This window comes from Saccharopolyspora sp. NPDC049426 (assembly GCF_040676935.1).
GTDB lineage: Bacteria > Actinomycetota > Actinomycetes > Mycobacteriales > Pseudonocardiaceae > Saccharopolyspora.
Genome location: NZ_JBFAPZ010000010.1, coordinates 231,180 through 251,376, shown reverse-complemented (window position 1 = coordinate 251,376; position 20,197 = coordinate 231,180). Strand labels below are relative to the sequence as shown.

The following is a 20,197-nucleotide window of genomic DNA, read 5'->3' as shown; positions in this document are numbered from 1 at the left end:
CCGTGCTCAGCGGAACAGGAATTCCTCAGGCGCCCCAGCCCGCGGGGGTGCCGTCCTTGCGGCCGGCGATGATCTTCTCCGCGTAACCGGAGCGTTGGTAGGCGGCGATGGGGTCGGGGTCGACGCCCATGTCCTCGCGGACTTCGGCGAGCAGCGGGCGGACATCGGTGTTGTAGGCGTCCATCAGCACCGCGTTGGCGCCGAGGACGTCGCCTTCGCGCTGCGCCCCGGCCAGGGCGTCACCGTCCACCAGCAGGGCCTTCGCGGTGGCCTCCTGGACGTTGAGCACCGAGCGGATCAGGGCCGGGATCTTCGGCTCCAGGTTGTGGCACTGGTCGAGCATGAACGCGACGTTCGCCGACTCCTCCAGGGCACCGGCGCGCACGATCTCGTGCATGATCCGAAACAGCTGGAACGGGTCGGCGGCGCCGGCGATCAGGTCGTCGTCGGCGTAGAAGCGGCTGTTGAAGTGGAAGCCGCCCAGCCGACCGCGCCCGAGCAGGAACGCCACGATGAACTCGATGTTGGTGCCCGGTGCGTGATGCCCGGTGTCGACCAGCACCTGCGCGCGCTCGCCGAGGTCCAGGCAGTGGGCGTAGGAGGTGCCCCAGTCCGGGACGTCGGTGGCGTAGAACGCGGGCTCGAAGAACTTGTACTCCAGCAGCATCCGCTGGTCCTCGCCCAACCGGGCGTAGGCCGCTCGCAGGGCCTCCGACAGGCGCTCCTGGCGCTCGGCGATGGAGTCCTGACCGGGGTAGTTGAGCCCGTCGGCGAACCACAGGCTCAGCGCGTCGGAACCGGTGACGTCCATGATGTCGACGCACTCCAGCAGGTGTGCCTGCGCCTTCCGGCGGACCGCCGGGTCGGGGTTGCAGATGCTGCCGAGCTTGTACTCGTCCTCCTGGAAGGTGTTCGGGTTGATCGCGCCCAGTGCCAACCCGAGGGATTCGGCGTGCGCGCCCAGCGCGGCGTAGTCGTCGACCCGGTCCCAGGGGATGTGCAGCGCGACGCTGGGGGCGATGCCGGTGAAGGCGTGCACCTGGGCGGCGTCGTCGAGCTTCTCGAACGGGTCGCGCGGAATGCCCTCCTGCAGGAAGGTCTTGAACCGCGTCCCGGAGTTCCCGTAGGCCCAGGAGGGGGTTTCGATCCGCTGCGCGGTCAGCGCCGCCTTGACGGTCTTGCGGTCGGCCATCGTCGCTCCAGTGCGCGTGCTTGAAACGTTTAAATCAGGTTCCTACGGTAGGCGGCGAGCCTGGCGGGAGTCAATTCCCTTGACGAGGTTTTGCGGGAGATGCCCTCGTCCGATCGGACTCTTGACGGGGGTGGAGGCGCTCTCTAGTGTGCTCGCCAAATAAAACGTTTCAAGCGTCGCCCCGGGTGCGGACGACGTTCGATGAGCTGCATGAAGGACAACGATGACTTCATCCGCGGGCGTTCGGCAGAGCGAGCACGCCTCGTCAGGACAGCACTGGAAATGGTCGTTCGTAGCGGCGATGGCCAGCTACATCGACGCGGGCTCCATCGTCGCCGGATCTGTCGCGCTGAGCGTGTGGGTCCAGGCGTACGGACTCACCGACAGCACCGTCGGACTGCTCGGCGCGCTGAGCTCCAACGCCATCTCGGCAGGCGTGGGCGCGCTCGTCGGCGGCTACATCTGCGACCGGTACGGGCGCAAGAAGATCTACGCCTACGACCTGCTGCTGTACATGTTCGGCACGCTGTGGCTGATCTTTGCCTTCGACACCTGGATGCTCTTCGTCGGCTACATCCTGGTCGGTCTCGCCGTCGGCGCCGATATCCCGGCCTCGTGGAGCCTGATCACCGAGTTCTCCCCGGCCCGCAAGCGCGGCAAGCTCGGCGGGCTGTCCCAAGTCCTGTGGTCGCTGGGGCCGATCGTGACCCTGGCGCTGGGACTCGCGCTGCAACCGCTCGGAATGCTCGGCATGCGGCTGCTGTTCGCGAGCCTGTTCGTCGCCGCGCTGATCACCTGGTGGATGCGGCACGGCATCGGCGAATCCGCGCGCTGGGAGCAGGAAACCACCGACACCGGCCCGGTGAAGTGGGGTGCCGCGCTGCGCCCGCTGCTCACCGGCAAGGGCCTGCGGCTGTCGCTGATGCTCATCGGCATGTACGGGATCTGGAACCTCTTCGCCGGCACCAACGGCTTCTACACGCCGTACCTGCTCAAGGCGTTCGGCAGCCAGAGCGACGCCGCCAGCGTCGGCCTCCAGTGCCTGTACTTCCTGCTGGTCGCGGTGTTCACGGTGCTGGTGTTCATGCCGTTCAACGACCGGTTCAACCGGCGGTTGATGCTGGCGCTGTCCACCGTGATCCAGGCGGGCGGCATGCTGCTGCTGGCCGTGCTGCCGCTGAACTTCGGCACCGCGCTCGGCTACATCGTGGCCATCGGCATCGGCGGTGGTTTCGGTGCCCAGCACTTCTTCCAGATCTGGTCCGGTGAGCTGTTCCCGACCAAGCTGCGCAGCACCGCGCAAGGGCTGATGTTCGCCGTCGTGCGCATCGGGCTCGGCTTCTGGAGCTTCTTCGTCCCGATCATCACGGCCACCGGGTTCCAGACGCTGGCCTACATCCTCACCGCGTTCATCGTGGTCAGCGGTGTCATCGGCGTCATCTGGGGCCCGAAGACCGAAGGTCTGACGCTGGAGGAGATCGAGCAGGAGCAGGGGTGGGCCAGATGATGCAGCGGATCTGCTTCGTGCTGCACGTCAAACCCGACAAGGTCGACGAGTACCGGGAGCGGCACCGCGCGGTGTGGCCGGAGATGCGCCAGGCGCTGCACGACACCGGCTGGCGCAACTACTCGCTGTTCCTTCGCCCCGACGGAACCCTCATCGGCTACCTGGAGTGCGAGGACTTCGAGGCGTCCCGCGCGGCCATGGCGGAGAAGGACGTCAACACCCGCTGGCAGGCGCAGATGGGCGACCTCTTCGAGGAGACCGTCACGCCGGACGAGGCGATGCGGCCCATCGACGAGGTCTTCCACCTCGACTAGATGGTGAAGGCGAGGTGCTTGACGAGCTGCTCGCCGAGCACCTCGTCTCCGTCGAAGGAGACCGAGGACGAGACCTTCTCGGGATCGACGCGACCGCCGCAGAGCCGGGTGAACACGCCGAGCGGCAGCGTGACGCGGACCGTGGCCTCCCCGGGCAACGACTCGACGACCTTCGCCCGGCCGTCCACCGCGACGTGCAGAGCGCGGGAGCCGAGATCGAAGGTGACGCTGGAACCGTCCGGTGCGCCACCGCGCTTGCCGACGACGAAGCCCAAGGCCGTGGTGATCTCGTCGACCGACAGCTCCGCGCACGCGCCCTGCTCGTCACCGGGCAGGCCGACGGCGTCCCGGATGTCCTGCTCGTGCATCCAGCAGTCGAACACCCGGATCCGCATGAACCGCGCGTAGGTCTGCTGACCGGCCGGGGTCATCGCCGGTGCGTGGAACTCCTCGTCCGACATCGCCCGCAGCGATGCCAGCCGCGCGGCGGTGACCTCGCGGAACTTCGCCAGCACGGCCTCGTGGGACTGCGACCGGAAGTGCGCCACGTAGCGCTCGTTGCGGGCGCCGATGTCGTTGTGCACGTGCGGCAACGACTCGACGTCCCCGCCGGTGTCCGGCGTCGGCTCACCGCTGAGCATCAGCTCGGTGCCGATGAGGTGCGCGGCGACGTCCCGTACCCGCCAGCCCGGCAGCGGCGTGCCCTGCTCCCACTGCGCGTCGTCGAGCCCGGTCAGCAGCCGGTCCAGCGCGTCCCACTCGGCGGCGAGCGCTTCCACGATCCGTTCCTTGTCCAGCACGCTCCGACACAAGCACCCCGTGCCCGTCGGGTCAACCGGGTTCGGTGCGGCAGACTGCGGTGCATGCGTTCGGGTGTGCAGCGCGGCGCGATCGCCGTGGTCCAGGTCTTCGGGCTTGCCGTGTGGTTCTCCGTGTCCGCCGTGGTTCCCACGCTCCGCCAGGAGTGGGGGATCAGCGCCGCCGCGGCGGTGTGGCTGACCGGATCGGTGCAGCTCGGGTTCGTCGCAGGCGCCGTCGGATCGTCGCTGCTGAACCTCGCCGACCGGATCCGCCCGCACCTGCTGCTGGCCGTCAGCGCCGCGCTTGCCGCCGGGTGGACGCTGCTGCTCGCGGGCCTGGTCGACGGGATGGCCACCGCGATCCCGCTGCGGTTCCTCACCGGCATGTGCCTGGCCGGGGTGTACCCGGTCGGGATGAAGCTGATGGCCTCCTGGGCGCCGAGCCGGGGACGCGGACTGGCGATGGGGCTGCTGATCGCGGCGCTGACCATCGGCTCGGCGCTGCCGCACCTCATCGGCGGTCTCGGATCGCTGCCGTGGCGCGCGGTGCTGGTCGCCGCCGCCTGCACCGGGCTGCTCGGGGCGCTGGTGGCGGCGACCGTCGTGCGGCCCGGACCGCACCTCGCCGCATCGGCGGCGGTGCACAACCCGCGCTACGCGCTGACGATGTTCACCGAGCGCGGGCCCCGGCTGGCCAACCTCGGCTACTTCGGGCACATGTGGGAGCTCTACGCGCTGTGGACGTGGATCCCCACGTTCCTGCTGGCCAGCGAGGCGGGCCGGAACCTGCCCGCCTCGACCGGGATCACGGTGTTCGTCACCATCGGCATCGCCGGTGCCGTCGGCTGCCTGCTCGGCGGGTGGGGAGCGGACCGCTACGGACGTTCCCCGGCGGCGGTGGCCGCGCTGGTGATCAGCGGTGCGTGCTGCGTCCTCTCGCCGCTGGCCTTCGACGCCGGGCCTGGCGTGCTGGTGGTGTTCTGCGTGGTGTGGGGCGCGGCGGTGATCGCCGACTCGGGCGTGTTCTCCACGTCGCTGAGCGAGGCCGCCGACCCGCGCTTCGTGGGCACCGCGCTGACCGCGCAGACCGCGATCGGATTCGCCCTGACCGTGGTCAGCATCCAGCTGGTCCCGCTGCTGGCGGCCGCGGTGGGCTGGCGGTTCGCGTTCCTGCTGCTGGTGCCGGGACCGTTCGTCGGTGCGATCGCGATGGGCAGGCTCGGGGCGCGGCGGGCGCGGTGAGTGGAAACGCGCCGCTCGCGCTGGTACTCACGGGGGAACCGGCAGACCAAGGAGGCGTTGATGAGCGACGTGTGGCCCCACGGCAAACCCCAGGTCGGCGAGACCGCCGAGCTGTCCCGCACCATCGGACCGACCGACATCCGGCTGTTCACCCAGATCAGCGGCGACCGCAACCCGCTGCACTACGACGTCGAGGCGGCCGAGTCCTCGCAGTTCGGGGAGATCGTCGTGCAGGGCGGGGTGACCAGCGCGGTGCTCAACGCCGTCGTGGCCGAGAAGCTGCCCGGACCGGGGACGGTGTTCCTCAACGTGAACTGGAACTTCACCGCACCGGTCCGGCCGGGCGACACCATCACCGGGCGGGTGCAGGTCGACGAGGTCCGCGACGACAAGCCCATCACGAAGCTGACCACCACCGTCAGCCGCGACGACGGCACGACGGTGCTGGAGGGAACGGCGGTCTGCTTCACCATGGCCATGCCCGGTTCGAACGGTTAGCGTGGTGAACGGCTCACCGAAAAGCCCTGCGCAGCAGGTAGATGAGGAGGCCGCATGCTGGACGCGATCGTCATCGGTGCCGGGTTCTCCGGGCTCTACATGCTCCGCAGGTTGCGCGGGCTCGGCATGTCCGCCGCGGTCCTCGAAGCCGGTGACGAGGTGGGCGGCACCTGGTACTGGAACCGGTACCCGGGTGCCCGCTGCGACTCCGAGAGCCACTACTACTCGTTCTCCTTCGACGACGACCTGCAGCAGGAGTGGCGCTGGAGCGAGCGGTACCCGCGCCAGCCGGAGATCCTGGCCTACCTCAACCACGTCGCCGACCGCTTCGACCTGCGCCGCGACATCCGGTTCGGCACGCGGGTCACCGAAGCGTCCTTCGACGACGGCTGGACAGTGCTCACCGAGCGGGGAGATGAGCTCCGGGCTCGGTTCCTGATCGGCGCGGTCGGGTGCCTGTCGTCGGCGAACGTGCCGGAGATCCCCGGTCTCGACGCCTTCGACGGCGATTGGTACCACACGGGTCGGTGGCCGCACGAGGACGTGGACTTCGCGGGCAAGCGGGTCGGTGTCATCGGCACCGGGTCGACCGGCATCCAGGCGATCCCGGTCATCGCCGAGCAGGCCGCGCACCTGACGGTGTTCCAGCGGACCCCGAACTTCAGCGTTCCGGCGCGGAACGCGCCGCTGGACGAGGAGTTCCAGGCCGCCGTGCGGGCGGAGTACGCCGAGATCCGCGCGCTGCAACGGGAAACCAGCAACGGCCACCCCTTCCGCATCTCGTCGCGCAACGCCGTGGACACCCCGCCGGACCAGCGGCGGGAGATCTACGAGGCGGCCTGGCGGCGCGGTGGCCTGCGCTTCCGCGCGGCCTTCAACGACCTGCTGAGCAGCGAGGAGGCCAACGACACCGCTGCGGAGTTCATCCGGGAGAAGATCCGGGAGACCGTGCGCGATCCGGAGGTCGCCGAGCGGCTGCTGCCGCACGACCACCCGTTCGCCGCCAAGCGCCCACCCATCGACACCGGGTACTTCGAGACCTACAACCGCGATGACGTCACCCTCGTCGACGTCCGCGAGACGCCGATCGTCGAGATCACCAGCGACGGGCTGCGCACCACCGAGGCCGAACACCCGCTGGACGCGCTCGTGTTCGCCACCGGATTCGACGCGATGACGGGCCCGATGCTGGGCATCGACGTCCGGGGCACGAACGGCACCCTCGCGGAGAAGTGGCGGGACGGCCCGCAGAGCTACCTGGGTCTCCAGGTGGCGGGGTTCCCGAACCTGTTCATCATCACCGGGCCGGGCAGCCCGTCGGTGCTGACCAACATGCCGACCTCGATCGAGCAGCACGTCGACTGGATCGCGCGCTGCCTGGGAGACCTGCGCGACAACGGGTTCGAGCGCATCGAGGCCACCGAGGAGGCCGAGCGGGCCTGGGGCGAGGAGGTCCAGGAGGCGGCGAACCGGACTCTGCTCCCGCAGGCGAAGAGCTCCTGGTACCTCGGCGCCAACGTGCCGGGCAAACCCCGGGTCTTCATGCCCTACGCCGGCGGCCTCGCCCACTACGCAGCCCTCTGCGACGAGGCGGCCGACCACGACTACGCGGGCTTCCACCGCTCCTGATCTCCCCTGCCCACGGGTGACGGCGACGCGACCACCTCGTGCCTCGGGTTCGGGACATTTGTCGTGGCGTCGTCGGGACATCCGCCGAGGCGGTGGTGGGTCATCGCACCGACGATCGGGGAGCGCCGCGGATGTTTGGATTCTCGTGCGGACAAGCGCACCGGCCGGGCCGGGCGAGTCGATCGAGAGTGGGATAACCGTGACGGGACCGGAAGAGTCCAATGCCAAACCCCCGTTCCGCGCCGACCACGTCGGCAGCCTGCTGCGCCCGCAGCGGCTGCACAAGGCCAGGCAGGACCACGCCGACGGCCGCATCGACGCCGCCGAGCTGCGCGGCGTCGAGGACGAAGCGATCCGCGAGGTCGTGAAGGCGCAGCGCGACGTGGGCCTGAAATCGGCCACCGACGGCGAGTTCCGCCGCGCCTACTGGCACCAGGACTTCATCCTGCAGCTCGACGGCATCCGCCAGGGCGACGCGACGACGACCGTGCGGTTCCAGAACGCCGACGGCGTGGTGGAGTGGCAGCCGGCGGCGCTGCAGATCGCGGGCAAGGTCGGCCTCGCCGAACCGATCTTCCTCGACGCCTTCCAGCACCTGGCCTCGGTCGCCGAGGGGGTCACGCCGAAGCTGACCATCCCGTCTCCGAGCATGGTGCACTACCGCGGCGGCAAGACGGCCCTGGACCCGGCGATCTACCCCGACGTCGAGGAGTTCTGGAACGACCTGTCCGCCGCCTACGCCGCCGAGGTCCGCGCGCTGGCCGACGCGGGCTGCACCTACCTGCAGCTCGACGACACCAGCCTCGCGTACCTCAACGACGAGAAGCAGCGAGCGGCCATCGCCGAGCGCGGTGAGGACGCCGAGCACCAGCACCTGCGCTACATCAAGCAGATCAACGCCGCGCTGGCCGACCGTCCGGAGGGCATGGCCATCACGACCCACCTGTGCCGGGGCAACTACCGCTCGTCGTGGGTGGCGGAGGGCGGGTACGACTTCGTCGCCGAGGCGCTGTTCGGCGAACTCGACGTCGACGGCTTCTTCCTGGAGTTCGACGACCACCGCTCGGGAGGTTTCGAGCCGCTGCGCTACGTCCCCAGGCACAAGCGCGTCGTGCTCGGGCTGGTGACGACCAAGCGCGGCGAGCTCGAGAGCAAGGACGACCTCAAGCGCCGGATCGAGGAGGCCACCAAGTACGTCGACCTCGACCAGCTCTGCCTGTCCCCGCAGTGCGGGTTCTCGTCCACGGTGGAGGGAAACGCCCTCACCTACGAGGACCAGATCGCCAAGCTCCGGCTCATCGTCGAGACCGCGGCCGAGGTCTGGGGCTGAGCAGCGCCGCGGCGATCGGGCGCACGATCGCCGCGGCGCTCGACGTCGCCGGCCTCAGTCCTCGACGGTGATGGCCAGGGCCGGGCAGACCGCGGCCGCGTGGTGGACGTCGTCGGCGAGCTCGGCGCTGGGGGAGTCGGTGAGCAGAACCGCGATGCCGTCCTCGTCGCGCTGGTCGAAGACGTCCTCGGCGGCCATGACGCACTGGCCGGAGGCGACGCACTTGTCCTGGTCGATGGTGACCTTCATGAGCGGGTTTTCCGTTTCGTGGTGGGGTGTTCGGGTTTACCAGGTGACGGGCAGCTCGTAGACGCCGTAGACGGCGCCGTTGTGCTTGAACGGGATCTCGTCGAGCCCGGGAACAGCCCGCAGCGTCGGGATCCGCTTGTACAGGGTGCTGTAGACGACCTGCAGCTCCATCCTGGCCAGCGGCTGGCCTAGGCACTGGTGGACGCCGAAGCCGAAGGCGACGTGCTTGCGGGCGTCGCGGCTGAGGTCGAGGCGGTCGGGGTCGTCGAAGACCTCCGGGTCCCGGTTGCCGATGTCGTTGGGCATGATGACGCCCTCGCCCGCGCGGATCAGCTGCCCGCCGACCTCGATGTCCTCCAGCGCGACCCGGCGGCGCCCGCTGTGCGTGATGTGCAGGTAGCGCAGCATCTCCTCGACCGCACCGGCCACGACCTCGGGGTCCTCGGTCTCGCGCAGCAGCGCCAGCTGCTCCGGGTGCTCCAGCAGCGCGAGGGTGCCCAGGGCGATCATGTTGGCGGTCGTCTCGTGCCCGGCGATGAGCAGCAGCACGCCCATCTGCGCGACGTCCGAGCGCTCCAGCTCCCCGGCCTCGACCCGTTCGCACAGTCCGGAAAGCAGGTCGTCGCCGGGGTTTTCGAGCTTGCGGCCGACGAGGTCGTCCAGGTAGCCGGTGAGGCTGCTCATCGCCGCGGCGCGCTGCTCGGGCGTGGCGTCCCGGCGGATGACGACCCTGCTGTTGTCCTGGAAGAAGTCGTGGTCGGAGTAGGGGACGCCGAGCAGTTCGCAGATCACCAGCGATGGCACCGGAAGCGCGAACGCCTCGACGAGGTCCACCGGTTTCGGTCCGGCGAGCAGCGCGTCGATCTGGTCGTCGACGATCTTCTGCACCGCCGGGCGCATCGCTTCGATGCGCTTGACCGTGAACGGCGCGGTCACCATCCGGCGCTGCCGCGCGTGCTCCGGGTCGTCCATCAGGATGAAGCTGATCTTCGAACCACCGGGTTGCGCGGGCATGCCGCGCGGGTAGCCCGGCCGGTCGGCGTCGGAGCTGATGCGCGGGTCGGCGAGCACCGCGCGCTGGTCGGCGTACCGGGTCACCAGCCACGGTGTGGTGCCGTCGGCGAGCCGCACCCGGTGGATCGGTGCCTCCTCCTGCAGGGCCTTGAGCCGCGGCGGCGGGTCGAAGGGGCAACCCGACGCGCGGGTCATCGGATATTCGGGGATCTCCGCCTCGTCGGCCGGGTGCAGCGTGTTGGTCATGCCGACCTTCCTCGTGATCGTGGTCGTGCTGACCCGAAACTAGGGGGCGAACTGGATTAAGTCAACTGACTGAATTAGGCTATCCCGGACAACACCGGACAGTTCGAACGAGAGGTCCCCCGAGCATGCGAGCGATTCCCGGCAAAGCGGAGAAATCCGCTGCTCCAGGGGAAGATCGATCGAACCTCGTGGTCCTGGTGCTGGCCTTCGCCGGCATCTCGGTCGCGATGACCCAGACCACGGTGATCCCGCTGGTGCCGATGCTGCCCGGCCTGCTGCACGCCTCCGCGTCCGACACCGCATGGGCGGTCACCGCGACCCTGCTCGCCGGTGCCGTGGCCACCCCGGTCGTCGGACGCCTCGGCGACATGCACGGCAAGCGACGGATGCTGCTGATCAGCCTGGCGATGCTCATCATCGGTTCGGCCATCTGCGGGATGAGCGGTTCGCTGCCGATGATCGTGATCGGCCGCGTCATGCAAGGCCTGTCCTCCGGCGTGATCGCGCTGGGCATCAGCATCATGCGCGACGAGCTGCCCGCCGACCGGCTCGGCTCGGCGACCTCGCTGATGAGCGCCTCGCTGGGCGTCGGCGGTGCGCTGGGCCTGCCGGCGGCCGCGTTCCTCGCCGAGCGCACCGATTGGCACGTGCTGTTCTGGACCTCGGCCGCGCTCGGCGCGCTGGCAACGGTGCTCGTGGTGACCTTCGTGCCCGAGTCGCCGGTGCGCTCCGGCGGACGCTTCGACCCGCTCGGCGCGCTCGGGCTCTCGGCCGGGCTGATCTGCCTGCTGCTGGTCGTGTCCAAGGGCGCGAGCTGGGGCTGGGGGAGCGCGACCACGCTCGGGCTCGCCGCGGCGGGCGTCGTGGTGTTCGGCGTGTGGGGCTGGTGGGAGCTGCGCGTCGCCGCACCGCTGGTGGACCTGCGCACCATCACCCGCCGCCAGGTGCTGCTGACCAACATCGCCTCGGCGGTCTTCGGCTTCGCCATGTTCGCGATGTCGCTGGTGCTCCCGCAGGTCCTGCAACTGCCCACCGGCACCGGCTACGGCCTGGGGCAGACCATGCTCGCCGTCGGCATCGTGATGGCGCCCTCCGGCCTGGTGATGATGGCGATGTCGCCGGTCTCGGCGCGCACCTCGAAGGCCCGCGGGCCGAAGGTGACGCTGATGATCGGTGCCGTGGTCGTCGCCGCCGGATACGGGCTGGGCGTGGTGTTCATGTCGCAGCTGTGGCAGCTGATCGTCGTCTCCAGCATCATCGGCGCCGGGATCGGCCTGGCCTACGGAGCGATGCCCGCGCTGATCATGGGTGCCGTGCCGGTGTCGGAGACCGCAGCCGCCAACAGCCTCAACACGTTGATGCGCTCCATCGGGACCTCGGTGTCCAGCGCGGTGGCCGGAGCCGTGCTGGCGCAGATGACCACCGACTTCGGACCGATCACCGTGCCGTCGCAGGCGGGCTTCCAGGTGATCATGGGCATCGGCTGCCTCGCCGCCCTGGCGGCGCTGAGCATCGCGGCGTTCCTGCCCGGCAAGGACCGGCCCGTCGAGGCCGTTCTGGTCACCGCGCGTGCGGCGCGCTGAATTCGGTTGCGGGCGGTGGTTGAATCCTTCGGGGAACGCGGTGCGTCCGGCCGCGTCGAGAGCTGTGAGGAATGCGTGATGAGCGAGGCTGCGCCGCCGGTCCCCTTCGACCCGGAGCTGGAGGTCTTCCTGAAGGCCATGCCGGACACCGGGATGGGCTTCAAGTTGGAGGACGTTCCGAAGCTGCGGGAGATGTCGCGGCAGTTCACCACCGATGAGCAGCTCCAGGCCGACGGGCTCACCGTCGAGCACCGCGCCGTTCCCGGGCCGCAGGGCGCTCCCGAGGTGCCGCTGGTGATCGTGCGCCCGGCGGAGGCGACCGGTCCGCTGCCGGTCGTCTACTCGATCCACGGCGGCGGCATGATCATGGGAGATCACCGGCAGGCCCTCGACGTCATGGCCACCGAGTGGGGCCGCGAACTGGGCTGCGCGATCGTGTCGGTGGACTACCGGGTGGCGCCGGAGAACCCGCACCCCGCGCCGGTGCAGGACTGCTACGCCGGGCTGAGCTGGATCGCCGAGCTCGGCGCGGAGCACGGCTTCGACACCGAGCGGATCGTCATGACCGGCGGCAGCGCGGGCGGCGGACTGGCCGCCGGGGTGGCGCTGATGAGCCGGGACCTCGACGGACCGAAGACCATCGGACTGCTTCTGCAGGCCCCGATGCTCGACGACCGCAACGACACCCCGTCGGCGCACCAGATGCGCGGGCTGGGCATCTGGGACCAGCAGGCCAACGAGGTCGGCTGGACCGCGCTGCTCGGCGATTCCCGCGGCGGTGACGACGTCTCGCCCTACGCGGCTCCCGCACGCGCCGAGGACCTGTCCGGGCTGCCGCCGGTGTTCATCGACGTCGGATCCGCGGAGACCTTCCGCGATGAGGACGTCGCCTTCGCGACCCGCATCTGGCAGGCCGGCGGGGTCGCCGAACTGCACGTCTGGCCAGGTGGTTTCCACGGCTTCCGGATGTTCCCCGGTGCGCAGCTGAGCAAGTCCGCCGCCGAGGCCCGGACCGCGTGGCTGCGGCGCATCGTCAACGGCTGAGCGGCCCGGGCAGTTCTGGCCTGAACTGACCGGACACATCGGACATCGATCACACCGCGGCCGAACGCCAGCCCGGACGGTAGCTCTCCCGGACGACCTTCGAGTAGGGCGCCGGGCTGACTACGGCGCGGACCGAGAACTGCTCGTGGGGTTGCACGGTGGCCTTGCGCGTGCCGCCGTCCGGCTCGCCCCACACCACCCGCACCTCCGCGCCCAGCGGAACGTCCGGTGCGACCGTTGCCAGGGACAGTCCCGTGCGTTCGTTGGCGCTGAGCCCGGTGAACAGCGACAGGCCCACCGCGTTGCCGTCGGCGTCCAGGACCGCGTCGAAGTTGGACGAGCCGTAGTTGGCGTTGGGCAGGTCGAAGAACTGGTACCGCGGCCCGTCGGGCTGCGCCGGGTTCGCCAGCAGCTCGCCCAGGTCCTGGGCGTTCCAGGCCAGCGTCACCTTGCGCCGCTGGGTGGCCGGATCGATGCGTTCCAACGCGTCCCGGCCCACGAAGTCGTGGTCGAACTTCACGAACGAGCCGTATCCCAGCTCCCACGGGTTGAGGTAGTAGTCCTCGATGTCGTCGGAGACGAAGCTGCCCGCCAGCGCGTTGGTGGCCTCGTAGCTGTCGGCGCCGAGCCATTCGCGGTAGTCGCGCAGCTCCTCACCGGTGTAGATCGCGGGCAGCGGTGAGGGGATCCAGCCCGACTCCAGGGTGTTGCACGCGTACGCGCGGGACCCGGTCTGCTCGATGCCGAACTCCCGACCGGCCTCCAGGATCGCGTCGCGCACCCGGTCCCGGCTCTCGTAGGGGCCCCAGATCTCCAGGCCCGGCGCACCCGCCATGCCGTGGCGCAGCGTGCGGACCTGCTCGCCGGCGACGTTCATCGTCCCCATGCGGAAGAACCGCAGCTGCTCGACGGGCCCGCCGTTGACCTTCTCGATGATCTTCCACGCGTTCGGCCCCTGGATCTGGTAGCGCCACACGTCCCGCCGCACGGGGTTGCCGTAGGGCCGCGACGGTGAGCGCTGGTCCAGCCGGACGTCGACGGCATAACCCGAGCGACCCCGGTAGATCAGGTAGTTGGCGACCGGGGCGCGGCCCACGAAGACGAACGCCTCCTCGGCCAGCCGGAACAGGATGCCGTCGCCGATGACCCCGCCCTGCGGGGAGACCGGGACGTACTGCTTGGCGGAATCGACCGGGAAGTTCGCGGTGGAGTTGATCCCGTTGTCGGAGAACAACTTCAGCGCGTCAGGACCCGAAACCCACAGGTTCACCATGTGGTGCGTCTGGTCGAACAGCACCGCCGTCTCGCGCCAGGCGATGACCTCGCGCCGCCAGTTGCTGAACTCCGCCGGGACCACCGGGTAGATGTAGGCCCCGAGCTGTGAGTTCCGGAGCAGATCGACCGCGTTACCGGCCTGGTCCAGCACTTCCTGCAGGTTCTTCGCGCTCATCGTCCACCCGTCCTCGCGTGATGCTGGTCCGCTCACGCTACGCAGCGGCAAACACGTTGCGACACAGCGCAATTGCGGCTGCGAACCGGGCTGAACCGGGCACCCCGGGTGCGTCGGATGACGTACTCGCCGTTGTCCCGGGCGGGATCTCAGGTGCCGGGTCGGACAATTGTCGCGCCCGAAACGGCATCTGCGCCCGGCGATCGGCGCCTCGGGCTCGGCTGTACTGGGTGCTCGCGCGTCGCGAGAACGCCCGCATCCCCACGCGCCTTCACAGGGAGCCCCGTCATGACCACTCAGCAGGAGATCGCCGGCCCCCGGTCCGGTCTCGCCGCACTGGTGCGCAACATCAGCTACGAGGTGATGCCGTTCAAGAGCACCGAGCAGGCCGTCGTGGAATCCGTGCCGAGCTCGGTGCCGCTGACCGTCACCGCGACCGAGGCCAAGGGCATCGACGCCACCCTCGGCCTCGCCGAACGACTGCTGGCGCGCGGCTACCGAGTCGCCCCGCACCTGCCCGCGCGGCAGTTCGTCGACCGCGCGCACGTCTCCGACGTGCTGGACCGGTTGACCGCGGCCGGTGCCGACTCCGCCTTCGTCATCGGCGGCGACGCGCCGCGACCGGCGGGGAAGTTCCCCGACGCGCATTCGTTGTTGGAGGTCATGGCTGAGATCGGCCACCCGTTCTCCGAGGTCGGCATCGGCGGCTACCCGGAAGGGCACGGCAGCATCCCGCGACCGGTGATCGACGAAGCGCTGCGGCGGAAGACGCCGCTGGCCACCCGGGTCATCACCCAGATCTGCTTCGACGCCGCCACCACCCGCGACTGGGCGAGCGAGGTCGACCTGCCGGTCGCGGTGGGCATGCCGGGGCCGGTGAGCAGGCAGAAGCTGGTGCGCATCTCGGCGGGGATCGGACTCGGTCGGTCGGCGCGCTTCCTGCAGAAGCAGCAGGGGCTGCTGTGGCGGTTCCTGCTGCCCGGCAGCTACGACCCGACCCGCCTGGCCAGGCGGCTGGGCGCGGTGGCGCCCGGGACGAACCTGCGCGGGCTGCACATCTTCACCTTCAACGAGCTGGCCGGAACCGAGCGGTGGCGGCGACGCCTGCTCGACTCGCTCGCGGAGGGGGAAGCGCGCTGATGGACGGCGGTTTCGACTACGGCAGGCTGATCGTGCGCGGTGCCGACCGGCCGGGCATCGTGGCCAGCGTCTCCGGCGCGCTCACCGAGCACGGCGCCAACATCCTCGCCCTCGACCAGTCCTCCAGCGATCCCGAAGGCGGGAGGTTCTTCCAGCGCACCGTGTTCCAGCTGCCTGACCTGGCGTCGCGGATCGACGAGCTCAACGCGTCGCTGGAGATCCGGCTCGGCGAGGAGCTGGGCCTGGACTTCCGGCTGGTGCAGGTGCGGCGGCGCAAGCGCGTCGGGATCTTCGTGTCCCGAGCCGACCACTGCCTGCTCGACCTGCTGTGGCGGCAGCGTCGCGGCGAGATCGACATGACCGTCCCGATGGTGCTGTCCAACCACCCCGACCTGGGTGATGACGTGCGGCGGTTCGGCATCCCGTTCTTCCAGGTGCCGTTGCCGCGCGAGGCCAAGGCGGCGGCGGAGAAGGAGCAGGTGAACCTGCTCAAGGGCAACGTGGACCTGCTCGTGCTGGCCCGCTACATGCAGGTCCTCTCGGGGGACTTCCTGGCCGAGCTCGGGGCGCCGGTGATCAACATCCACCACTCGTTCCTGCCGGCGTTCACCGGCGCCAACCCGCACCAGCGGGCCAAGGAGAGAGGGGTGAAGCTCATCGGCGCCACCGCCCACTACGTCACCGAGCAGCTCGACGAAGGACCGATCATCGAGCAGGACGTCATCAGGGTCTCCCACCGCGACTCGGCCCAGGACCTCCGCCGCAAGGGCGCCGACGTCGAACGCCAAGTCCTCTCCCGCGCGGTCGCCTGGCACTGCGACGACCGAGTCCTCCAGGACGGCGCCACGACGGTCGTCTTCTAGCGGACCGCCCCGCTCGCCGGGCGAGGGGATTCGAACTTCGCGCGAAATTTGACCTGGAACTTCGGACGTCGATTTCGCGCGAAATTCGAACGGCCCTCCGCTCAGTCGCCGGCTCGGGCGGTGGCCGCGGAGATGGGCTCGCCGCGGGGCGGGATGGCGTCGGCCTCGGCGGGATCGACCGCGGTGACCGAGCCGTCCGCCGTGGCCTCGGCGATGGCGTGCATGGAGGCCAGCGCCGAGGTGATCTGGAACTGCTCGTGCTCCGGACCCATGTCGCTGAGCTCGATGAGCACGCTGCCGCTGCCCAGCAGGCCGTAGGCGTTGCGGGCGATCCCCTGGTAGTCGCCGCCCGGGTACTGGGAGACGTTGGCACCACCGGCGTCCATCGCCGACCGCGCGATCACCGAGACCTGCTTGGCCAGGTTCAGCGGTTCTTCGGCGACGCCCGGAGTCGTCGGCCACATCAACGACGCGGTGATCTCACGTCCGTCGCCGCCGACGTAACGGCCCTGCATGTGGTAGTCGACCGTGATGTGCGGCTTGAAGTCGTCGTGGTGCCGCTGGATCAGACCGGCCTCGGTCGCCGGGTTGTCCTCCGGTGCCACCGCGGGGTCGTGGTAGCGGTTGATGTCGTATCCCTTGCCCGCTTCGCCGAACTCCGGATCGGCGTCCGGGTCGTAGTTGTAGCGCCAGTTGTGCTCGTGGCCGTCGGGATTGGCGCGCACCACCACGTCCACGGTCACCTGCTCGCGCAACCAGCGCTGGTGCTGATCGTTGCCGACGCCGACCTCGCGCAGGAATTCCAGGGCCGCAGGCGTTCCCAGCGGTTCGTCGCCGTGCTGCTGCGTGACGTAGAGGATGCGCTGCGGACCGTGCCCGACCCGCGCGCTCCACACCGGCCGCTGCTGGTTGCTGGCGCCGATCGGTGTCACCCGGACCTCACCGCGGCTGCGGACCTGCAGGTCGAGCAGCTGCCGGGCCAGGTCTTCGGTGCTCGGCCGCGGGCCGATCTCGCGCGCCGCGCCCGCAGGAGCGACGAGCCCGAGCGCTGTCACCACGGCGATCAACGCCGACAACAGGGCGAAACGTATGGAATTCGACATGACGATGAAGTCTGCAAGCCCGGACCGGCACCCGCAAGATCCGCCTACAGGTCGCGTCGCATGCAGGCCCGCGGCCACGCGTCCAGTCCTGCCACCGCCTCGGCGGCCCGGATCTCCCGCAGACCCGGGGTGAGCTCGTCGTCGGTCAGGTACCGGAATCCGCAGCGCAGGTAGTAGGGCCCGTTCCAGGGGACCTCGGTGAAGGTGGACAGCGTCAGCGCGGGCAGACCTCGATCCCGCGCCCACGCGGCGAGGGTCTCGATGAGCCTGGAACCGATCCGCCGACCGGCGTGATCCGGACGCACGGAGACCTGCTCGACGTGCGCGCACCCGTCGACGACCGCGGCGATCAGGTACGCCACCGGAACGTCCTCGACGACCGCGACCCACGCCCGCCCGGCCTCCTGGAACTCCCGCAGCACCGCCGGCGACGGAGGTTCGTCGTAGGCCACCAGGTCCATCCCGAGGTCGGCGAACGGTCCGCCCGCGTCGCGCTCCACCTCCCGCAGGATCGGAAGGTCGTCCTCCCTGGCCAACCGGATCATCACAACACCTCCCGCACCAGCTTCGCAGTTCCTGCACCTGGGCGTGGCGGTCCTGCTCGGGATCAGGCGCGCCCGGTGAGGAACTCGTCCAGCTCGTCGCGCTGCGGTGCGGTGGCCGGGCCTCGGTGCTGAACCGACAGGGCGGCCGCCGCGTTGGCGCGCAGCGCGGCGGTGGGCAGGTCCGCGCCTTCGAGGAGCATCGCGGCGAGGACACCGCAGTGGGTGTCCCCGGCTCCGTTGGTGTCCACCGCGGTGACCGGGAAGCCCGGGATGCGTTGCGTCGCACCGCCGACGGTGAGCAGGCAGCCCGACGGGCCGTCGCGCACAACGACCGCGGTGGAACCGCCCAGCCGACCGGCCAACTTCCCGGCCGCGCCTTCGGCCTCGGTCACGCCGGCGAGGACGCGGGCCTCCTCAGCGTTGCAGCTGAGCACGTCCACCCTCGGCAGGACGGCGTCGAGCACCTCGGCGGGGATGTCGGCGACCAGCGGGCACGGATCGAGCAGCACCCGCGAACGGAGCCCCGGCAGCCAGGCCAGCAGCGCTTCCCGGTTGGAGGGGTGCAGCAGGCTGTAGCCGCTGAGGTAGACGATGTCGGCCGCTTCGGTGCGCACCTGCGCCAGCTGCTCCGGCAGCAGCCGGCCCTCCGCGCCGACGCCGGTGACGAACGTGCGCTCACCGCCGGGTTCCACCAGCGCCACGCAGATCCCGTTGTCGGAATCGGGCTGCTGCGGTTGGGCGGCCTCGATTCCCTCGGCGCGCAGCGCTTCTCGCGCCTGATCGGCGAAGCGCCCGGTGCCGTGCGCGCCCGCGTAAACCACCTCGGCGCCAGATCGAGCGGCGGCGGCCATCACGTTGAACCCGCCGCCCGGCAGCAGTTCGGTGCTCTCGGCGAGCACGTCACCGCCCGTCGGCGGCAGCGACGGCACCCGCATGACCAGGTCCAGCACGACCTGGCCGGTGTGCACGAGACGACCGGGCATGAGGACGACCTCCCTACTGCACTGATGCTTTTCGGGCGCCGCCCAGCAGCGCGTAGGCACCGGCGGAGATCACGAAGGTGATCACCCAGCCCAGCCCGTTCTCGCCCAGCCAGGTCTCGGCGAGCAGACCGGTGAAGAAGTCGTTGCTGCTGAACAGGTATCCGACCACGATGGCCAGCGCCCACGCGAAGAACGCGCGCGGCTCGACCCCGCCCCGGTACCAGTAGGAGCTGGTGCTGCGCATGTCCATCAGCCCGGCCGGGTCGTAGGTCTTGCGGTGCAGCATGTCGGTCAGGAACACGCCCAGCCACGCGGTGATCGGGATGGCCAGCAGGCTGATGAAGGTGACGAACGGGTCGTAGAAGCTGTCGGCCACGAGCATGAAGTAGATCGAGCCGAGGAAGGTCACGACCACGTCCACGGCGACCGCGTAGACCCGCTTGATGTTGATGCCCATGGTCAGCGTCGACAACCCCGCCGAGTACACCGACAGGTGGTTGGACAGCAGCAGTCCGCCGACCGCGGCGATCAGGTACGGAACGGCCATCCAGGCGGGCAGCATCGCACGGATCGCCGCCACCGGGTCGCCGGCCTCGGCCAACGCCGGATCACCCGCCGAGAGCAGGGATCCCAGCGAGATCAGCAGGATCAGGGGGATGCCGGCGCCCACGGCGGCCGAGGCGACCAGCGAGCCGGCCCTGACGGCGGGGGACTGGTACCGCGACATGTCCGCCGAGGCGTTCGCCCAGCCGATGCCGGTGCCGGCGGCGATCGTGCCGATGCCCGCGATGACCACGCCGATCGGGGCGGGGGAGGCCGCACCGACCGCGTGCCAGTCGATGGTGGCGATCAGGCTGATCGCCACCACGATGTTCAGCGCGCCGAAAACCCAGGTGGCCCAACGCTGCACGGCCACCAGGACCTTGTGGCCGAGGCCGGAGACCACCATCGTCAGCAGCTCGAAGACCGCGATGCAGATGATCGTCAGCACCGGCGTCGCCTTGGCATCGCCGGCGGTGCCGAACAGGATCGCGCACAGCGACAGCAGCGCGAACGCGGCCGTGGTGGTGTTGACGGTTTCCCAGCCCAGGCGGGAGATCAGCGACACCACGGTCGGACCGGCGTTGCCGTGCACGCCGAAGACCGCGCGGGAGAGCGTCAAACCCGGTGCGCCGCCCCGGCGTCCGGCGATCGAGACCACGCCGACGATCGCGAACGAGCCGACCGAACCGATCACCGCGACGATCGCCGCCTGCCAGAAGGCCAGGCCCTCGGCGACGAGCGTCGCGCCCAGGGGCAAGCCCAGGATCGAGATGTTGGCGGCGAACCAGACCCAGAACAGCTGCATCGGATGGCCGGTGCGCTCCTCCTCCGGTACCGGCTCGATCCCGCGCGTCTCCAGGGCGCTTTCCGCGTTCTCGGTCGTGGCCTCGCGGACCATGCGATCTCCTTCGGCTACCGGAGT

At 69.9% G+C, this 20,197-nt stretch carries 19 protein-coding genes; 10 read left to right on the top strand and 9 right to left on the bottom strand.

The features are described 5' to 3' along the window. Window positions 1-25 precede the first annotated feature (25 nt). Window positions 26-1,192 (bottom strand): L-rhamnose isomerase, encoded by a 1,167-nt coding sequence (gene rhaI / locus AB0J78_RS22720; RefSeq protein WP_363792122.1) that lies wholly within the window; start codon window positions 1,190-1,192, stop codon window positions 26-28. Between the two features lie 223 nt (window positions 1,193-1,415). Here rhaI and AB0J78_RS22715 point away from each other — a divergent pair, with 223 nt between their 5' ends. Together AB0J78_RS22715 and AB0J78_RS22710 are read left to right on the top strand one after the other, a co-directional pair. Beyond that, entirely contained in the window at window positions 1,416-2,699 is a 1,284-nt protein-coding gene (locus AB0J78_RS22715) for an MFS transporter (protein ID WP_363792120.1), read from the top strand. Further along, window positions 2,699-3,013, top strand: coding sequence for an L-rhamnose mutarotase (locus AB0J78_RS22710; RefSeq protein ID WP_363792292.1), 315 nt, complete (start codon window positions 2,699-2,701; stop codon window positions 3,011-3,013). The genes AB0J78_RS22715 and AB0J78_RS22710 overlap by 1 nt, the downstream gene beginning before the upstream one ends. Here AB0J78_RS22710 and AB0J78_RS22705 read toward each other — a convergent pair. After that, window positions 3,010-3,813: a maleylpyruvate isomerase family mycothiol-dependent enzyme gene (locus AB0J78_RS22705; protein ID WP_363792118.1), complete on the bottom strand. Its 804-nt coding sequence runs from the start codon at window positions 3,811-3,813 to the stop codon at window positions 3,010-3,012. The genes AB0J78_RS22710 and AB0J78_RS22705 overlap by 4 nt on opposite strands. 63 nt (window positions 3,814-3,876) lie before the next feature. On the opposite strand from AB0J78_RS22705, the gene AB0J78_RS22700 reads away from it, so the two are divergent. The 4 genes from AB0J78_RS22700 to AB0J78_RS22685 all read left to right on the top strand — a co-directional run bounded on the left by AB0J78_RS22700 (window position 3,877) and on the right by AB0J78_RS22685 (window position 8,512). Continuing rightward, window positions 3,877-5,055 carry an MFS transporter gene (locus tag AB0J78_RS22700; protein WP_363792116.1) on the top strand — a complete coding sequence of 393 codons (1,179 nt, stop codon included), beginning with the start codon at window positions 3,877-3,879 and terminating at the stop codon, window positions 5,053-5,055. Between the two features lie 60 nt (window positions 5,056-5,115). Next, window positions 5,116-5,553 carry a MaoC family dehydratase gene (locus tag AB0J78_RS22695; protein WP_132674587.1) on the top strand — a complete coding sequence of 146 codons (438 nt, stop codon included), beginning with the start codon at window positions 5,116-5,118 and terminating at the stop codon, window positions 5,551-5,553. A 54-nt stretch (window positions 5,554-5,607) separates the two neighbouring features. Next, the gene (locus AB0J78_RS22690) at window positions 5,608-7,182 is read left to right on the top strand and encodes an NAD(P)/FAD-dependent oxidoreductase (RefSeq protein WP_363792114.1); all 1,575 of its coding nucleotides are present in this window, start codon (window positions 5,608-5,610) and stop codon (window positions 7,180-7,182) included. A 199-nt stretch (window positions 7,183-7,381) separates the two neighbouring features. Next, window positions 7,382-8,512: a 5-methyltetrahydropteroyltriglutamate--homocysteine S-methyltransferase gene (locus AB0J78_RS22685; RefSeq protein ID WP_363792112.1), complete on the top strand. Its 1,131-nt coding sequence runs from the start codon at window positions 7,382-7,384 to the stop codon at window positions 8,510-8,512. Window positions 8,513-8,566: 54 nt separating this feature from the next. Here the strand turns inward: AB0J78_RS22685 and AB0J78_RS22680 are convergent, their stop codons facing one another. Next, a complete protein-coding gene (locus AB0J78_RS22680) occupies window positions 8,567-8,761 on the bottom strand; it encodes a ferredoxin (protein WP_210972697.1) in 195 nt (64 codons plus the stop codon). Between the two features lie 36 nt (window positions 8,762-8,797). Beyond that, window positions 8,798-10,021, bottom strand: coding sequence for a cytochrome P450 (locus AB0J78_RS22675; protein ID WP_363792110.1), 1,224 nt, complete (start codon window positions 10,019-10,021; stop codon window positions 8,798-8,800). Window positions 10,022-10,146: 125 nt separating this feature from the next. Here AB0J78_RS22675 and AB0J78_RS22670 point away from each other — a divergent pair, with 125 nt between their 5' ends. Both AB0J78_RS22670 and AB0J78_RS22665 read left to right on the top strand, forming a co-directional pair. Next, window positions 10,147-11,604 (top strand): MFS transporter, encoded by a 1,458-nt coding sequence (locus tag AB0J78_RS22670; RefSeq protein ID WP_363792108.1) that lies wholly within the window; start codon window positions 10,147-10,149, stop codon window positions 11,602-11,604. Between the two features lie 78 nt (window positions 11,605-11,682). After that, window positions 11,683-12,648: an alpha/beta hydrolase gene (locus tag AB0J78_RS22665; protein WP_363792106.1), complete on the top strand. Its 966-nt coding sequence runs from the start codon at window positions 11,683-11,685 to the stop codon at window positions 12,646-12,648. A gap of 49 nt (window positions 12,649-12,697) precedes the next feature. Here AB0J78_RS22665 and AB0J78_RS22660 read toward each other — a convergent pair whose 3' ends face one another. Beyond that, window positions 12,698-14,098, bottom strand: coding sequence for an aminomethyl transferase family protein (locus tag AB0J78_RS22660; protein WP_363792104.1), 1,401 nt, complete (start codon window positions 14,096-14,098; stop codon window positions 12,698-12,700). 288 nt (window positions 14,099-14,386) lie between these two features. On the opposite strand from AB0J78_RS22660, the gene AB0J78_RS22655 reads away from it, so the two are divergent. Further along, window positions 14,387-15,238 (top strand): 5,10-methylenetetrahydrofolate reductase, encoded by an 852-nt coding sequence (locus tag AB0J78_RS22655; protein WP_363792102.1) that lies wholly within the window; start codon window positions 14,387-14,389, stop codon window positions 15,236-15,238. Then, complete coding sequence (gene purU, locus AB0J78_RS22650; protein WP_363792100.1) at window positions 15,238-16,101, top strand: formyltetrahydrofolate deformylase; 864 nt, start codon at window positions 15,238-15,240, stop codon at window positions 16,099-16,101. Before AB0J78_RS22655 ends, purU begins: the two co-directional genes overlap by 1 nt. Window positions 16,102-16,202: 101 nt before the next feature. Here the strand turns inward: purU and AB0J78_RS22645 are convergent, their stop codons facing one another. From AB0J78_RS22645 to AB0J78_RS22630, 4 genes are all read right to left on the bottom strand, one after another. Beyond that, a complete protein-coding gene (locus AB0J78_RS22645; RefSeq protein WP_363792097.1) occupies window positions 16,203-17,204 on the bottom strand; it encodes a M14 family zinc carboxypeptidase in 1,002 nt (333 codons plus the stop codon). Between the two features lie 44 nt (window positions 17,205-17,248). Continuing rightward, window positions 17,249-17,749, bottom strand: coding sequence for a GNAT family N-acetyltransferase (locus tag AB0J78_RS22640; RefSeq protein ID WP_363792095.1), 501 nt, complete (start codon window positions 17,747-17,749; stop codon window positions 17,249-17,251). Between the two features lie 62 nt (window positions 17,750-17,811). Next, window positions 17,812-18,732 carry a PfkB family carbohydrate kinase gene (locus tag AB0J78_RS22635; protein WP_363792093.1) on the bottom strand — a complete coding sequence of 307 codons (921 nt, stop codon included), beginning with the start codon at window positions 18,730-18,732 and terminating at the stop codon, window positions 17,812-17,814. 13 nt (window positions 18,733-18,745) lie between these two features. Continuing rightward, a complete protein-coding gene (locus AB0J78_RS22630; RefSeq protein WP_363792091.1) occupies window positions 18,746-20,173 on the bottom strand; it encodes a cytosine permease in 1,428 nt (475 codons plus the stop codon). Between the last annotated feature and the right edge of the window lie 24 nt (window positions 20,174-20,197).

Excerpts from the sequence above, each read along its gene's own strand:
- AB0J78_RS22665 (WP_363792106.1), top strand. The coding sequence starts at position 11,683 with ATGAGCGAGGCTGCGCCGCCGGTCCCCTTCGACCCGGAGCTGGAGGTC.
- AB0J78_RS22655 (WP_363792102.1), top strand. The coding sequence starts at position 14,387 with ATGACCACTCAGCAGGAGATCGCCGGCCCCCGGTCCGGTCTCGCCGCA.
- AB0J78_RS22645 (WP_363792097.1), bottom strand. The coding sequence starts at position 17,204 with ATGTCGAATTCCATACGTTTCGCCCTGTTGTCGGCGTTGATCGCCGTG.
- AB0J78_RS22675 (WP_363792110.1), bottom strand. The coding sequence starts at position 10,021 with ATGACCAACACGCTGCACCCGGCCGACGAGGCGGAGATCCCCGAATAT.
- AB0J78_RS22640 (WP_363792095.1), bottom strand. The coding sequence starts at position 17,749 with ATGATCCGGTTGGCCAGGGAGGACGACCTTCCGATCCTGCGGGAGGTG.
- purU (WP_363792100.1), top strand. The coding sequence starts at position 15,238 with ATGGACGGCGGTTTCGACTACGGCAGGCTGATCGTGCGCGGTGCCGAC.
- AB0J78_RS22680 (WP_210972697.1), bottom strand. The coding sequence starts at position 8,761 with ATGAAGGTCACCATCGACCAGGACAAGTGCGTCGCCTCCGGCCAGTGC.
- AB0J78_RS22690 (WP_363792114.1), top strand. The coding sequence starts at position 5,608 with ATGCTGGACGCGATCGTCATCGGTGCCGGGTTCTCCGGGCTCTACATG.
- AB0J78_RS22660 (WP_363792104.1), bottom strand. The coding sequence starts at position 14,098 with ATGAGCGCGAAGAACCTGCAGGAAGTGCTGGACCAGGCCGGTAACGCG.
- AB0J78_RS22710 (WP_363792292.1), top strand. The coding sequence starts at position 2,699 with ATGCAGCGGATCTGCTTCGTGCTGCACGTCAAACCCGACAAGGTCGAC.
- AB0J78_RS22715 (WP_363792120.1), top strand. The coding sequence starts at position 1,416 with ATGACTTCATCCGCGGGCGTTCGGCAGAGCGAGCACGCCTCGTCAGGA.
- AB0J78_RS22635 (WP_363792093.1), bottom strand. The coding sequence starts at position 18,732 with ATGCCCGGTCGTCTCGTGCACACCGGCCAGGTCGTGCTGGACCTGGTC.
- rhaI (WP_363792122.1), bottom strand. The coding sequence starts at position 1,192 with ATGGCCGACCGCAAGACCGTCAAGGCGGCGCTGACCGCGCAGCGGATC.
- AB0J78_RS22700 (WP_363792116.1), top strand. The coding sequence starts at position 3,877 with ATGCGTTCGGGTGTGCAGCGCGGCGCGATCGCCGTGGTCCAGGTCTTC.
- AB0J78_RS22630 (WP_363792091.1), bottom strand. The coding sequence starts at position 20,173 with ATGGTCCGCGAGGCCACGACCGAGAACGCGGAAAGCGCCCTGGAGACG.
- AB0J78_RS22670 (WP_363792108.1), top strand. The coding sequence starts at position 10,147 with ATGCGAGCGATTCCCGGCAAAGCGGAGAAATCCGCTGCTCCAGGGGAA.
- AB0J78_RS22695 (WP_132674587.1), top strand. The coding sequence starts at position 5,116 with ATGAGCGACGTGTGGCCCCACGGCAAACCCCAGGTCGGCGAGACCGCC.